General features: G+C 44.0%; 12 protein-coding genes. 9 read left to right on the top strand and 3 right to left on the bottom strand.

From position 1 onward, the window contains the following. Positions 1-42 precede the first annotated feature (42 nt). Positions 43-309, bottom strand: a complete 267-nt coding sequence (locus tag PU629_RS14220; RefSeq protein WP_275280726.1) for a DNA alkylation repair protein — start codon at positions 307-309, stop codon at positions 43-45. Positions 310-417: 108 nt separating this feature from the next. Between PU629_RS14220 and PU629_RS14215 the strand changes: the two genes are divergently transcribed. The 7 genes from PU629_RS14215 (at position 418) to PU629_RS14185 (ending at position 7671) form a co-directional block, all read left to right on the top strand. Further along, positions 418-609 (top strand): hypothetical protein, encoded by a 192-nt coding sequence (locus tag PU629_RS14215; RefSeq protein WP_275280725.1) that lies wholly within the window; start codon positions 418-420, stop codon positions 607-609. Between the two features lie 150 nt (positions 610-759). Further along, entirely contained in the window at positions 760-1704 is a 945-nt protein-coding gene (locus PU629_RS14210; protein WP_275280724.1) for an MBL fold metallo-hydrolase, read from the top strand. Positions 1705-3169: 1465 nt separating this feature from the next. Next, positions 3170-3646, top strand: a complete 477-nt coding sequence (locus PU629_RS14205) for a divergent PAP2 family protein (RefSeq protein ID WP_275280723.1) — start codon at positions 3170-3172, stop codon at positions 3644-3646. A 224-nt stretch (positions 3647-3870) separates the two neighbouring features. Then, positions 3871-4512, top strand: coding sequence for a hypothetical protein (locus tag PU629_RS14200; RefSeq protein WP_275280722.1), 642 nt, complete (start codon positions 3871-3873; stop codon positions 4510-4512). A gap of 303 nt (positions 4513-4815) precedes the next feature. After that, a complete protein-coding gene (locus tag PU629_RS14195) occupies positions 4816-5016 on the top strand; it encodes a cold-shock protein (protein WP_275280721.1) in 201 nt (66 codons plus the stop codon). A gap of 82 nt (positions 5017-5098) precedes the next feature. Further along, positions 5099-5263, top strand: a complete 165-nt coding sequence (locus PU629_RS14190) for a gamma-type small acid-soluble spore protein (RefSeq protein WP_275280720.1) — start codon at positions 5099-5101, stop codon at positions 5261-5263. 245 nt (positions 5264-5508) lie between these two features. Continuing rightward, positions 5509-7671 (top strand): glycoside hydrolase family 52 protein, encoded by a 2163-nt coding sequence (locus PU629_RS14185; protein WP_275280719.1) that lies wholly within the window; start codon positions 5509-5511, stop codon positions 7669-7671. 96 nt (positions 7672-7767) lie between these two features. On the opposite strand, the gene PU629_RS14180 is transcribed toward PU629_RS14185, so the two are convergent. Beyond that, entirely contained in the window at positions 7768-8952 is a 1185-nt protein-coding gene (locus PU629_RS14180; RefSeq protein ID WP_275280718.1) for an ROK family transcriptional regulator, read from the bottom strand. Positions 8953-9185: 233 nt separating this feature from the next. Between PU629_RS14180 and xylA the strand changes: the two genes are divergently transcribed. Both xylA and xylB read left to right on the top strand, forming a co-directional pair. Beyond that, a complete protein-coding gene (xylA, locus tag PU629_RS14175) occupies positions 9186-10499 on the top strand; it encodes a xylose isomerase (RefSeq protein WP_275280717.1) in 1314 nt (437 codons plus the stop codon). A 191-nt stretch (positions 10500-10690) separates the two neighbouring features. After that, complete coding sequence (xylB, locus tag PU629_RS14170; RefSeq protein ID WP_275280716.1) at positions 10691-12184, top strand: xylulokinase; 1494 nt, start codon at positions 10691-10693, stop codon at positions 12182-12184. Positions 12185-13031: 847 nt separating this feature from the next. Here xylB and PU629_RS14165 read toward each other — a convergent pair. Further along, positions 13032-13355 carry a hypothetical protein gene (locus PU629_RS14165; protein ID WP_275280715.1) on the bottom strand — a complete coding sequence of 108 codons (324 nt, stop codon included), beginning with the start codon at positions 13353-13355 and terminating at the stop codon, positions 13032-13034. Between the last annotated feature and the right edge of the window lie 197 nt (positions 13356-13552).

The following is a 13552-nucleotide window of genomic DNA, read 5'->3' as shown; positions in this document are numbered from 1 at the left end:
TAAAACTAAGCTTTTTAAAGAAAATAGGGGATTTACGCCGATTCACTGTGTTAATCCATTACTTTTCATCATATAAGTGGCCCGTTTAATAAACGCGCGTTCATCCTCGACAAGACCGCAAACCGCACATTGGACCTTTCTTTCAGGTCCTTTATAAGACATATGAAGGGGACTGAGAGTATCCTGCTCATATTCTTCAACAATATCCCCAGTTTGCGGGTCTAGTTTGACAGCATGAGGAACTTGATCAATTAAGTTAAATCGGGTTTTATTCGTTTTGCAATTTGGGCAGAGATACGGTTTACCCATATAGAACACCTCCATTTTTAGAATGCCTGAAATCTTTGTTTTTATGTATGCTGAGTTTAATGGGGGACATTATAAGGAGTAGTAGATGAGATGAAAGGAGGTTTCCCCGTGCCAAGACCAACGAACAACGTCCATGTTTTTAATTTCGGTCATTTTTATTTGCCGAGTTATATAGATCTGTATGAAGAGGACTATCGGGAAGAGGATTTGGATTCGGGAACGATGGTGTCTTGGGAAGGTCAGCTTGACCCGACCTACTCTGATCCTGAAAGCCATGATTACAAATGGCCTATCATTTAAGAAGAAGGGGGTATAGATGACAAATTCGTTATTTATATCCCTTTTCTACGGATTCGTATGCCTTTTCTAAATGGTTGCGAAAAAGAGAGAGGGTAAGTTACAGTATAACTATAAATGGAAACGCTTTAAGTTAGGGGAGGAGAGGTAGAGATGACGCAACCTGAACAATTGGGAGAAAAATTATTTATAATTGATACTTATGATTTAGGATTGCCAAGACGCACGGGCTGTTATGTTTTGCTCGGAGAAGATGGGGTGTATCTAGTTGAAACTTCTGCAAGTCCGTCCAAACCGTTGATCGAGAAAGGGTTATCTGAACTGGGCTTTGGACGAGAGGCAGTTAAGGCTATTCTTTTAACCCATATTCATTTGGATCATGCAGGCGGGGCCGGGTTGTTTGCAAGAGACTATCCGAACGCCTCTATCATTGTCCATCCAAGAGGGCTTAGGCATTTAGCGGACCCATCTCGCCTGATCGCGGGGGCACAAGCGGTCTATGGCGAGGACTTTGATCGGCTGTTCAACCCCATTCTCCCTATCCCTAAAAAACAACTGCGATCTCTAGAGGATGGTGAGCAGCTTGAGCTTAGCCCTGACCGTCACCTTACCTTTATTGATTCGCCGGGACACGCAAAACATCATTACTGTATCTTTGATTCTCTAACAAAAGGGATGTTTGTAGGAGATACGGTGGGGCTTCGTTATGCATCTCTTGAAGAGAAAGGAACGCCGCTTTTTTTGCCAACCACTTCGCCCAATCAATTTGACCCGGACGCCATGCGGAATTCTATCAAACGCGTCCAAGCTTTCCGACCCGAACGCCTCTATTTTGGCCATTACAGCTTCACTGAAAACGTGGAAGAGGTTTATCGACAAGTAAACGAGTGGCTGGATGTATTTCTGGAAATTAGCGAACCTATTTATAAAAGAGGGGGAGACTATTCAGAAATAGCAGCTTCATTAGAAAGACAGGTTATGGAAAAAAGTGCTGCGAATACGCTGCCCGATGATCATCCTGAAAGACAGATGATAACCATCGATCTGCAAGTGTCCAGCATGGGATTAGTCGACTATTTTCATCGCAAAGAAAAATGAAAAAAGAAAGGGACAGACCTCTGCACGGCTTTGCAGGGGTTTGTCCCTTTTTAACTAACGCTTTCGCAAGGGAGGTGCGGCTTTCTCTGATAGTGACTTTCTTAAAAGTCACATGAGGTAGGCAACTGCTGTTTGTGACCCCAACGCACGCTTTCGGCTCCGCACGCGCCACCTTTTTGTGTATTGGCGCCTTCAACGCACACTTTCGGCTCCGCGCGCGCCACCTTTTTGTGTATTGGCGCCTTCAACGCACACTTTTGTCTCCGCACCGGCCACCTTTTTGTGTATTGGAGCCTTCAACACACACTTTTGGCTCCGCGCGCGCCACCTTTTTGTGTATTGGAGTCTTCAACGCACACTTTCGGCTCCGCACGCGCCACCTTTTTGTGTATTGGCGCCTCCAACGCACACTTTTGTCTCCGCGCGCGCCACCTTTTTGTGTATTGGCGCCTTCAACGCACACTTTCGGCTCCGCACCGGCCACCTTTTTGTGTATTGGAGGCTCCAACGCACACTTTCGGCTCCGCACGCGCCACCTTTTTGTGTATTGGCGCCTCCAACGCACACTTTTGGCTCCGCTCAGGCCCCGATTTGGTGTATTGGGGGCTCCATCGCACACTTTCGGCTCCGCACCCGCCTCACTTTTGTGTATTGGCGCCTCCAACGCACACTTTTGGCTCCGCGCGCGCCACCTTTTTGTGTATTGGAGCCTTCAACGCACACTTTTGGCTCCGCGCGCGCCACCTTTTTGTGTATTGGCGCCTCCAACGCACACTTTTGGCTCTGCGCCCGCCTCAATCTGGTGTATTGAAGCCCCCAACGCACACTTTTGTCTCCGCGCGCGCCACCTTTTTGTGTATTGGCGCCTTCAACGCACACTTTTGGCTCCGCGCGTGCCACCTTTTTGTGTATTGGCGCCTCCAACGCACACTTTCGGCCCCGCGCGCGCCTCAATCTGGTGTATTGGCGCCTTCAACGCACACTTTTGGCTCCGCACGCGCCACCTTTTTGTGTATTGGCGCCTCCAACGCACACTTTTGGCTCCGCACCGGCCTCATTTTTGTGTATTGGAGCCTTCAACGCACACTTTCGGCTCCGCCTCCGCCTCACTTTTGTGTATTGGAGCCTCCAACGCACACTTTTGTCTCCGCACCGGCCACCTTTTTGTGTATTGGAGGCTTCAACGCACACTTTTGTCTCCGCGCTCGCCTCAATCTGGTGTATTGGAGCCTCCTAAATGAAGAAGGTCACATGAGGTGTCCTATTAGGGCCTGTCAAGTTTTTCTATAAAAGTTATTTTTATTAGTTTTAAGTTAACACTAGCTTTTTTGAGGGGAGTTTCTTAAAATGAGAATGAAGTCAAATGTGTTCTAGGCATACTAGAGATATAAGTCTAGATTGACGAACGGCTTCACTATTTCTTTATTGTGTGGTTTGGTTTTTCAAAAGATGGAGGGTTTTTTTAATGGCTTTATTATTGAATTATCCTTTAATTGCCGCTTTCGCTGCTATTTTGTTGGCGCAGGGCATTAAAATTCCAATTAATATGATTAAAAATCAATCCCTAGAATGGCGATTAGCAGTCAGCACGGGAGGCATGCCAAGCTCTCATTCAGCTGCAGTGGCTTCTTTATCCACAGGAATTGGGATTGAAGAAGGCATGGGCTCCACACTTTTTGCAGTCAGTGTCATTTTCAGTGTGATCATCATGTTTGATGCAGCGGGTGTCAGGCGCCATGCGGGTGAGCAAGCGATGTATTTAAATCGATTAATTGAAGAATTTGATGAAGTTTTTCGGGAAATGGTTTCGCTGAAAAAGATGTCATCTAAAAATAAAAAGGTGTTAAAGGAGCTTCTAGGTCATCGTCCTGTCGAAGTTTTTGTCGGTGCCCTTTTTGGAATCGGACTTAGTCTTGCAATTTATTTCATTTTTTATTATTAAATGTTAAGAGATGGAAAGGGAAAACGGTGTGGGATCAAGTTTTCTTTTTTTATTTGAGGACAAGGACTCATTTTTTAAAATAAAGGTGAACGCCTAGCAAGACAGGAAACAGGCCCAACATTCGTATGGGGGCCTGTTTTAATTTATTTAAAAGTTATATATGAGGACAAGTTGGCATACCGTTGAGATAGGAAGATGTCTCTCGGGAGGAGGCCAAGAAAATCATGGCCAAACAAAGGATTTGTTGGTTAGTAAGCGGTGGCTTATTAGGCTTATATCTGGGGGGCTGTTGGCTGTCGACTTTTTACATAAATTGGGTAGAGAAGTTCAATGAAAAAGGAGCCCCTTTATTTATTCGGCTTGGGAGTTCCTCTTTTCAATCTCTATGGAGCGGATTGAATCATATTGGCGATTTCTCGTTTAGCCTTCTGATCTCCTGTGTAATGGGAATCGTGTTAGCCTTCTTTAAGAGAGGGATAACGGGTTTGTTTTTAGTTCTAGGGGTCATTGTCAGCCGATTGATTCATGATTTGTTTTGGAACCTGTTTGCCGAACCGGATGTTCCAATCTTTCATGGGCAAGTTTCAATTGGCGTTTGGCCAAGTGAAGAAATGATGATTACCGTTGTTTTTTATGGCTTCTTAATGGGGTTGCTTGTTTATTTTTTATGGATCAATAAAAATTGGATGGTAGTCATTTGGGCAAGTATCGGTCTTTTGGTTTTTTATATCCTTCAGGGCTTCGCTCTCTTACTGTTGGGTGAAGATTCGATTCTGCAGATTTTATCAGGTGCCATCCTTGGATGGATTCAATTGGGTGTCTGGTTTGGTCTGCTTGGATGGTTAGGAAGAGGAAAATGGCGGTAATCAAAGGCTCGCGATAAGCGGGAAACTCACTTTGAAGGGCTCATGATCCATCATTAAAGTGAATCGAAATGGGTCAGAAAAACGAGCCAAATGTAGTGGTTGCAAAAAAATAAAAATGAAAAGAGGATTAAAAAATCAATTTTCTGTTCAAAATATAACGGAAGGACGACTAAGAATCGGATTCACAACTTATAAAGGGTTGTCATGTCTAAAGATCTGGTCCTTCTTTATAATGTGTGAATATTATTTACGGCTCGAGTAAATAAGATTGACATGTTTAACATTAGTTGGAGGTATGTATACATGAGTCAAGGTACAGTAAAATGGTTTAATGCAGACAAAGGATTTGGATTTATTGAAGTTGAAGGCGGCGACGACGTTTTTGTTCATTATAGCGCCATCCAAGGGGAAGGCTTTAAAACCCTTGAAGAAGGTCAGCGTGTTGAATTCAACATTGTTGAAGGAAACCGTGGCCCGCAAGCCGAAAATGTAACGAAACTTTAATTTCTAGCATTCCAATCCAAGGATGAGACACACTTAGTGACTCATCCTTTTTAAGTTAGAAAGTGAAAAGGAGAGACAAGTCATGACGGACAAACAAAACAAGCGCTACACAATCGTTGGAACGGACATTGATGAGGTGAAAGAAAAGAACGCTCATTCAGGTTTATCGTACAATGAGGTCAAAGCACTGATTGCCCGTGAGAAATTGGGATTCGAGCCATCCAAACACAGTGACACAGACTCTTAACCATAAAAACAAATAAGTTTTGATCAACGGCGCCTTCACTTGAGGGTGGCGTTTTTTCGTCGTGCGAATCAGTTGTTTTAAAAAAGACCTTGTTTTCCCGCTTTACTTTTTACAGCGAAATCGTTTACAATTTTCTTTAGAAAACGTTTAACAGTCTTACAATTAAATCCCTTTTTGATCTCTTTACTCTTTCCAAATTAAGGAGATGACCGCTACAGCCGTCATTAATTAAAGGGGTTAACAAGATGACTAGAAATCAATTTTTTAATGCCCATCATTCTCCAATCGGTGCCTTTTCAAGCTTTACTTTAGGGTTTCCGGGAGCGGGCGGTGGCCTTGATCTGGAACTTGGCCGTTCTCCCAAAAAGAATGTCTATATTGGTGTGGAGTCTAAGGACCAAGCAGGCCGCTTCGAAGCTTTGCCATTCTTTCATTATAGTGATGAGGATGAGAGCAAGCGTTATGATATTGAGAATCCAGACCCTAATCCGGACAAGCCAAAAATCATCTTTCCATTTAATCAAGAAAACGTAGAGCGGAAATTTCAATTAGGGACAGACACATGGGCAGCTGGCGATTTGTCATTTACCATTTATTCTCAAGCCGTGTCCGTACCAGAGCCGAAATCAGCTCAATCTGATGAGTTGAAGCTTGCGATTGTACCGGCTGTGATTGCCGAATTAACCATTGATAATACAGAGGGGCAACGTCCGCGCCGCGCCTTTTTCGGGTATGAAGGCAGTGATGTCTACAGTTCAATGCGCCGTTTGGATGACACAATGGCGGGTGCCAAGGGAGTCGGTCAAGGTCGGTTGACGGCGATTACCTCATTGGATCCCGATGTGAAATCGGCTCTTCAGTTCAGTCTTGAGAATATCCTGACGAATGAGATAGAAGCCAATTGGACATTCGGTCTCGGTCCAATCGGGGCGATGATTATGGACGTCCCAGCAGGAGAAAAGAAGACCTATCAGTTTGCGATCAGCTTTTATCGAAATGGTCTTGTTACAGCAGGCCTTGATGCGTCGTATTACTATACAAACTATTTTAAAGATATTGAAGAGGTCTCGTTCTTTACGCTGACTCATTTTGAAGAAATAAAAAGAAGAGCGCTTCAATCCAATGAACTATTAAACGCAGCTCATCTTTCAGAGGATCAAACCTTCATGATGGCCCATGCCATTCGCAGCTATTATGGGTCAACACAGCTGTTGGACGTAGACGGGGAGCCGTTTTGGAACGTCAATGAAGGGGAGTATCGGATGATGAACACATTCGATCTCACTGTCGATCAGCTCTTCTTTGAATTGAAAATGAATCCTTGGACAGTTAAAAATGAACTGGATATGTTTGTTAAGCGTTTCAGCTATCAGGATACGGTTCGCTTTCCAAATGACGCAACAGAATATCCTGGCGGCATCAGCTTTACGCATGATATGGGCGTGGCAAATACCATTTCGCGTCCCGGGTATTCCTCTTATGAGATGTATGGGCTTGATGGCTGCTTTTCGCATATGACGCATGAACAATTGGTTAACTGGGTGTTAACGGCAACGGTTTATGCTGAGCAGACCGGCGATCAAGACTGGGTCAGAGCAAATCTAGATATCTTTACTCAATGTTTAGAAAGCCTCGTCAACCGTGATCATCCTGTTCCGGAAAAACGAAATGGAATTATGGGGCTAGATTCCTCGCGTGTTATGGGCGGTGCTGAAATTACAACGTATGACAGCTTAGATGTGTCTTTGGGACAGGCCCGGAATAATATTTATCTGGCCGGTAAGTCTTGGGCTTCTTATGTCGCGTTAGAAAAGCTGTTTGCAGATTTCGGCTATAAAGAGGAATCGAAGCTTGCGGGCGAGCAGGCAGATAAATGTGCGGCAACAATCGCTAGCTTTGTAACACCTGAAGGCTATATCCCAGCTGTTGTGGGTGAGGGGAATGATTCGAAAATTATCCCAGCGATTGAAGGACTTCTATTTCCTTATTTTACAAATACAAAAGAAGCCTTAGATCCAGAAGGTCGTTTTGCTTCCTATATTCAAGTTTTAAAACAGCATCTGAAGACCGTCTTAGTAGAAGGCGTTTGTTTGTTTGAAGATGGCGGCTGGAAGATTTCGTCTACAAGCAATAATTCCTGGTTAAGCAAGATCTATCTATGCCAGTTTATTGCTCGGCAAATCCTTGGTCTATCTTGGGATGAGAGCGGAGCGAGAGCTGACGCCGCCCATGTCAAATGGCTGACTCATCCAACCTTGTCGATCTGGAGCTGGAGCGATCAAATTATCTCTGGTGAAATTACAGGAAGTAAATATTATCCGCGCGGTGTCACAAGCATTCTATGGCTTGAAGAACATCCAGAAAACTTCCCATTAAACTCACAGGCAACCAAAACTTCAACTTATTAATCCAATAAGAAAAGCGTGCGAATCCTCGCACGCTTTTTCTAATACTTGTTTAGTTGTGAAACCGAATAAGCCTAAAGTAAGTGACCTCACCTATTTTTATTCCGTCTTAAACAAACCCTCAATAAAAGATTCATTCACAAAGGCGGAAGCTCCGAGTGCAGAAGACAGAGAGGAAAGCTCCGAGAAGCAAATATCCACATTGTCTTCGTTGTGGGAAAGGGCGCGTTCTTTTACAAGTCTTTGGATAGAAGGTTCGAGCCATTGACTTGCTTGAGCTAGCCGGTTTCCAATGATGATCTTCCTAGGGTTAAAACTATTAATAATGCTAACAATACCAATTCCTAGAAAGGTTCCGATTTTGTCAAAAAGTGACCGGACTTCTGGATTATGTTGCTCGGCTTGCTCAATGAGGGCTTCAAACGTCAGATCTTTTAACTCAGAAGCATTGAGTGTGCTTAATCCGTTTTTCGCTTCTGATAATAAGGCATTTTCTGAAGCATAGAGCTCTAGGCAACCGTAATTGCCGCAGCTGCATTTCCTGCCATTCATATCAATCGTGATATGGCCCATTTCACCTGAAAATCCGGAAGTCCCGCGGTAAAGATTACCGTCGATGATAATGCCTGTCCCTATCCCGATCCCAGCACTGAGATAGATAAGGTCATTCACATTCTTCCCTGCCCCGTAAAGCATTTCACCATAAGCCCCAGCGTTCGCTTCGTTTTCAATAATGACAGGAATGTTAAACCACTGTTCAACCGCCTTTTTCAGGTCCATCCGCTCCCAACCGAGGTTAGGCGTGATCAGGACCTCACTGCTATTCGTTACGACCCCAGGCACGCCGATCCCAATGCCAATAATTCCGTAAGGGCTTTCAGGTGCGCTTTGAATAAGTTCACCAATCATGCCGCGCAGCAGTGCCGCAATGGATTCAAAATCAGTGTGTTCGTGAGAGATGATTTCTTTTTTATAAATGGTTCCGACTAAATCAGAGACGACCCCTAATAAATAGTTGACGCCAATATCAATCCCGATGGAAAAACCAGCACGCCGGTTAAAATGAAGAAGAACCGGCCGTCTACCGCCACTGGACTCTCCTGGGCCGCTTTCATAAACGAGGGAATCCTCCAAAAGCTCACTGACCAATGAGGAAACCGTTCCCTTATTGAGTCCGGTGTTTTGGGCAATGTCTGCTCTTGAAAGAGGCTCTAATTCTGAAATGCGATTAAAAACGATCGCTTTGTTCATTTGTTTAACAAATTGTAGATTACCAGTTTTCATATGATGTCCCCCGAATATAAAACTATTTTTCTATTATAAACTATTATTAATATAGAGATAAAAAAATTTACATTAATCTTTGTACATTGAATAGACAAACTAAGTATACCGTGTTATGATGATGTTGGAAAGAGAATAAAGGATCAATTAAAAGGGAACAATTAGATGTTTGGAAAGCGATTACTGATACCGCTTTCTATTGAAAACTCAATTATTTTTAGGGGGACACTCTCATGGTTTATTTTTCCGATGTTAACAAAATTACTTTTGAAGGCAAAGCCTCAACGAATCCACTCGCCTTTAAATATTATAATCCAACTCAAAAAATTGGCGATAAAACAATGGAAGAGCATCTTCGCTTTGCAGTGGCTTACTGGCATACGTTTACTGCCAACGGGACTGATCCATTTGGTACACCAACGATGTTCCGTTCATGGGATCGATTAAAAGGAATGGATCTTGCTAAAGCTCGTCTTGAAGCAGCATTTGAATTCTTTGAAAAGCTTGATGTGCCTTACTTCTGCTTCCACGATGTGGATATTTCCCCAGAAGGAGATACATTAAGAGAAACGAACAAAAACCTAGATGAAATCATTGGTCTAACAAAAGAATATATGAAAACAAGCAAAGTGAAGCTTCTTTGGAACACAGCTAACATGTTCAGTCATCCTCGCTTCCTTCATGGTGCTGCAACTTCAAGCAATGCAGATGTATTCGCTTATTCAGCAGCAAAGGTTAAAAAGGGACTTGAAGTCGCTAAAGAACTAGGCGCAGAAAACTATGTATTCTGGGGCGGCCGTGAAGGTTATGAAACGCTCTTAAATACGGATATGGGTCTTGAACTTGATAACCTTGGACGTTTCATGCACATGGCAGTGGATTATGCGAAGGAAATTGGTTTTGATGGCCAATTCTTGATCGAGCCTAAGCCAAAAGAACCAACGACTCACCAATACGATACAGATGTAGCCACTGGCCTTGCCTTCTTGCATAAATACGGACTTACTGAACATTTCAAATTCAACATTGAAGCAAACCATGCTACACTTGCCGGACATACGTTCCAGCATGAACTTCATACCGCTCGTATTAACGGCATGCTTGGTTCCGTCGATGCCAACCAAGGCGATCCATTGCTTGGATGGGATACTGATGAGTTCCCAACGGACCTTTATTCCACAACACTTGCTATGTATGAAATTCTTAAAAATGGCGGTTTAGGAAAAGGCGGATTAAACTTTGATGCGAAAGTTCGTCGTCCATCATTTGAAGATGCTGATTTGTTCTACGCTCACATCGCCGGAATGGATGCTTTTGCTCGCGGCTTACAAGTGGCTCACAAGCTTCTTGAAGACGGCGTCCTTGAAAACTTTATCGACGATCGCTACAGCAGCTTTAAAGAAGGCATTGGCGCTGACATCGTATCTGGTAAAGCCGATTTCCATTCTCTCGAAGCCTATGCTCTTGAAAACGACCAAATCACTAACAAATCTGGCCGTACCGAACTCTTAAAAGCAACACTCAATCAATACCTAATCGAAGCATAAGAGTACTAAAAAAAACTAGCGGAGGCGCACGCGTCTCCGCTATACTTGTTCTGAAACGCGGGTGAAACGCGGGGACGGTTCTCTCGTTCCATTTGTAAAACACAGGGACGGTTCTCTCGTTCCATCAACGTTAACGAGGAACCGTTGCCAAACTTTCCCACTATTTTTTAAGGATCAGGATGTGGTTAATAATGCGTTATGTGATTGGAATTGACCTTGGTACAAGCTCAGTTAAAGCGCTTTTGGTCTCCCAAGCAGGGGATGTTGTGGACGAGGCGTCAAAAAGCTATCCACTCAATCAGCCTCAATCAGGTTATAGTGAACAAAACCCTGAAGATTGGGTGACAGAAACGCTTGCTGCAGTCTCAACCTTAGTAAAGTCATCTGGTGTTTCACCAACTGATATTGAGGGCATCAGTTTTTCAGGACAAATGCACGGTCTGGTTCTCCTTGATGAAGCGGGAGCCGTCATTCGTCCTGCCATCCTTTGGAATGATACACGTACAACAGAAGAGTGCCGTTTTATCGAACAACAGTTGGGTGATGAGTTGATCCAAATTACGAAAAATCCGGCATTAGAAGGCTTTACTCTACCAAAAATTTTATGGGTTAAGAAGCATGAACCAGAGAACTATGAAAAAGCAACAACCTTTGTTTTGCCAAAGGATTATCTCCGCTATCGATTGACCGGCGCCCTTCATATGGAGCTCTCGGACGCTGCGGGCACGTTGATGTTAGATGTAGCAGCAAAAAACTGGAGTCAAACCGTTTTAGAAAAAGTTGGTGTCAGTGCCAAGCTTTGCCCACCGCTGATCGAGTCGCATGAATGTGTGGGAACCCTATTGCCGGAAATGGCAGAGCAAGCTTCTTTAACTCCAGATACAAAAGTATTTGGCGGTGGAGCTGATAACGCGTGCGGGGCCCTCGGTGCTGGCGTGTTGTCTGAAGGGAAAACCATGTGCAGCATTGGAACTTCCGGCGTTGTTCTTTCCTATGAAGCAACCGGAACACAGGACTTTAATGGAAAAGTCCATTATTTTAACCACGCTGCTCCAGGCAGCTTTTATGCGATGGGTGTTACCCTTTCGGCAGGTGACAGCTTTAGCTGGTTTAAAAATGTGTTTGCAAAAGATGAGCCGTTTGAAAAACTCGTGGCTGATGCCGAACAAGCAGGAGTCGGAAGCGGCGGTCTCTTATTTACGCCTTACTTAGTAGGGGAGAGAACACCGCATGCAGATGCAGATATTCGGGCAAGCTTTATCGGCGTTGACCGGTCCCATTCTAAAAAACATTTTGTCAGAGCCGTTCTTGAAGGCATTACTTTTTCACTAAAGGAATCCGTTCAAATTTTTAGAGAAAATGGAAAAGACATTCCGTCCCTTATCTCGATCGGCGGCGGTGCCAAAAGTGATTTCTGGCTCCAGCTTCAAGCGGACATCTTCAACGCGACTATCTACAAACTGGAAAACGAGCAAGGTCCCGGCCTCGGAGCAGCCATGCTTGCGGCCTATGGTTGCGGTTGGTATTCTGACCTTGAAACATGCAGCGAAGCCTTCACCAAAATCGCAGGCACCTATGAACCAAACCCAGAAAACGCAGCCGCCTATGAAAAACTATTTGCCATCTATCGATCCGTCTATACCGCAACAAAAGACCTAAATGTCCGACTAAAAGACTTTAGATAATATTATCTCAAGGAGTCCCTTAATATGAGGGGCTCCTTTCTATTTATTTAAAAAGGCAGGAAGATAATTTATCAAAGAGGAGGCAAAAATCCCAGAAGGTTTGGTGGGAATCCAAGAAGCTCAACCTCCCACACCCCAGAAGTGTTGCCAATCCGAGAAGGTTGAGCAAAAATCCCAAAAGGTCAGCGAAAAATGCGAGAAGCTGGCTCTAAAATCCAAGAAGGTCAGTGAAAAATCCAAGAACCTCAACCCCCACACCCCAGAAGTGTTGCCAATCCGAGAAGGTTGAGCAAAAATCCCAAAAGGTTAGCGAAAAATGCGAGAAGCTCATTCCAAAATCCCAGAAGGTCAGCGAAAAATGCGAGAAGCCCAACCCCCACACCCCAGAAGTGTTGCCAATCCGAGAAGGTTGAGCAAAAATCCAAGAAGGTTAGCGAAAAATGCGAGAAGCCGGCTCTAAAATCCAAGAAGGTCAGTGAAAAATCCAAGAACCTCTAAGCCAAACGTGTCAGAAACGAGTCCCATCCTAAAAGGTTTAATAAAAATCCCAGAAGGTCAGCCAAACATCCGAGAAGTTCCACCGAAAATCCAAGAAGGTCAGCCAAAAATCCCAGAACCTCTAAGCCAAACATGCCAGAAACGAGTCCCATCCTATAAGGTTTAATAAAAATCCAAGAAGGTTAGCCAAACATCCGAGAAGTTCCACCGAAAATCCAAGAAGGTCAGCCAAAAATCCCAGAACCTCTAAGCCAAACATGCCAGAAACGAGTCCCATCCTATAAGGTTTAATAAAAATCCAAGAAGGTTAGCCAAACATCCGAGAAGCTTGTTCAAAAATCCAAGAAGGTCAGAGAAAAATCGAAGAAGCTCGACCCCAACAGTCTAAAAGTTGAGCAGATCCCAGAAGGTTTGCTAAATATCCTAAAAGGTTAGCCAAACATCCGAGAAGCTCATTCCAAAATCCGAGAAGGTCATCGAAAAATCCGAGAAGCTCAATCCCCATACCCCAGAAGTGTTGCCAATCCGAGAAGGTTGAGCAAAAATCCAAGAAGGTCAGCCAAACATCCGAGAAGTTCCATCGAAAATCCCAGAAGGTCAGCCAAACCTCCCAGAACTGCTGGGCCAAACCTCCCAGCACAGGCCGAACACGCCAGAAGCTAAAGCCAAGCATCCCACACCCCAATCCCCCCAAAAATTTTTCTATGAGATGGACTCTCACATTTTTTGTGAGGGTCTTGACGTTTTTTGGCTATACTTGTTATAGGTTTTAGTTTTACATGGGGAGGCAATTTCGGATGAATTGTCTAAATGTTATAATTTAATAGATTATAATTTGGGTGGGTCGTTTTAGTAGACAGGAGATTGGGG

Source organism: Pullulanibacillus sp. KACC 23026 (assembly GCF_029094525.1).
Taxonomy (GTDB): Bacteria; Bacillota; Bacilli; order Bacillales; family Sporolactobacillaceae; genus KACC-23026.
The sequence above is the reverse complement of the archived record's forward strand: the minus strand, read 5'-3'. Positions and strand labels throughout refer to the sequence as shown.

Bases quoted from the DNA above. Each gene is read 5' to 3' on its own strand.
- PU629_RS14220 (WP_275280726.1), bottom strand. From the start codon at position 309: ATGGGTAAACCGTATCTCTGCCCAAATTGCAAAACGAATAAAACCCGA.
- PU629_RS14210 (WP_275280724.1), top strand. From the start codon at position 760: ATGACGCAACCTGAACAATTGGGAGAAAAATTATTTATAATTGATACT.
- PU629_RS14205 (WP_275280723.1), top strand. From the start codon at position 3,170: ATGGCTTTATTATTGAATTATCCTTTAATTGCCGCTTTCGCTGCTATT.
- PU629_RS14200 (WP_275280722.1), top strand. From the start codon at position 3,871: ATGGCCAAACAAAGGATTTGTTGGTTAGTAAGCGGTGGCTTATTAGGC.
- PU629_RS14195 (WP_275280721.1), top strand. From the start codon at position 4,816: ATGAGTCAAGGTACAGTAAAATGGTTTAATGCAGACAAAGGATTTGGA.
- PU629_RS14190 (WP_275280720.1), top strand. From the start codon at position 5,099: ATGACGGACAAACAAAACAAGCGCTACACAATCGTTGGAACGGACATT.
- PU629_RS14185 (WP_275280719.1), top strand. From the start codon at position 5,509: ATGACTAGAAATCAATTTTTTAATGCCCATCATTCTCCAATCGGTGCC.
- PU629_RS14180 (WP_275280718.1), bottom strand. From the start codon at position 8,952: ATGAAAACTGGTAATCTACAATTTGTTAAACAAATGAACAAAGCGATC.
- xylA (WP_275280717.1), top strand. From the start codon at position 9,186: ATGGTTTATTTTTCCGATGTTAACAAAATTACTTTTGAAGGCAAAGCC.
- xylB (WP_275280716.1), top strand. From the start codon at position 10,691: ATGCGTTATGTGATTGGAATTGACCTTGGTACAAGCTCAGTTAAAGCG.
- PU629_RS14165 (WP_275280715.1), bottom strand. From the start codon at position 13,355: ATGCTTGGCTTTAGCTTCTGGCGTGTTCGGCCTGTGCTGGGAGGTTTG.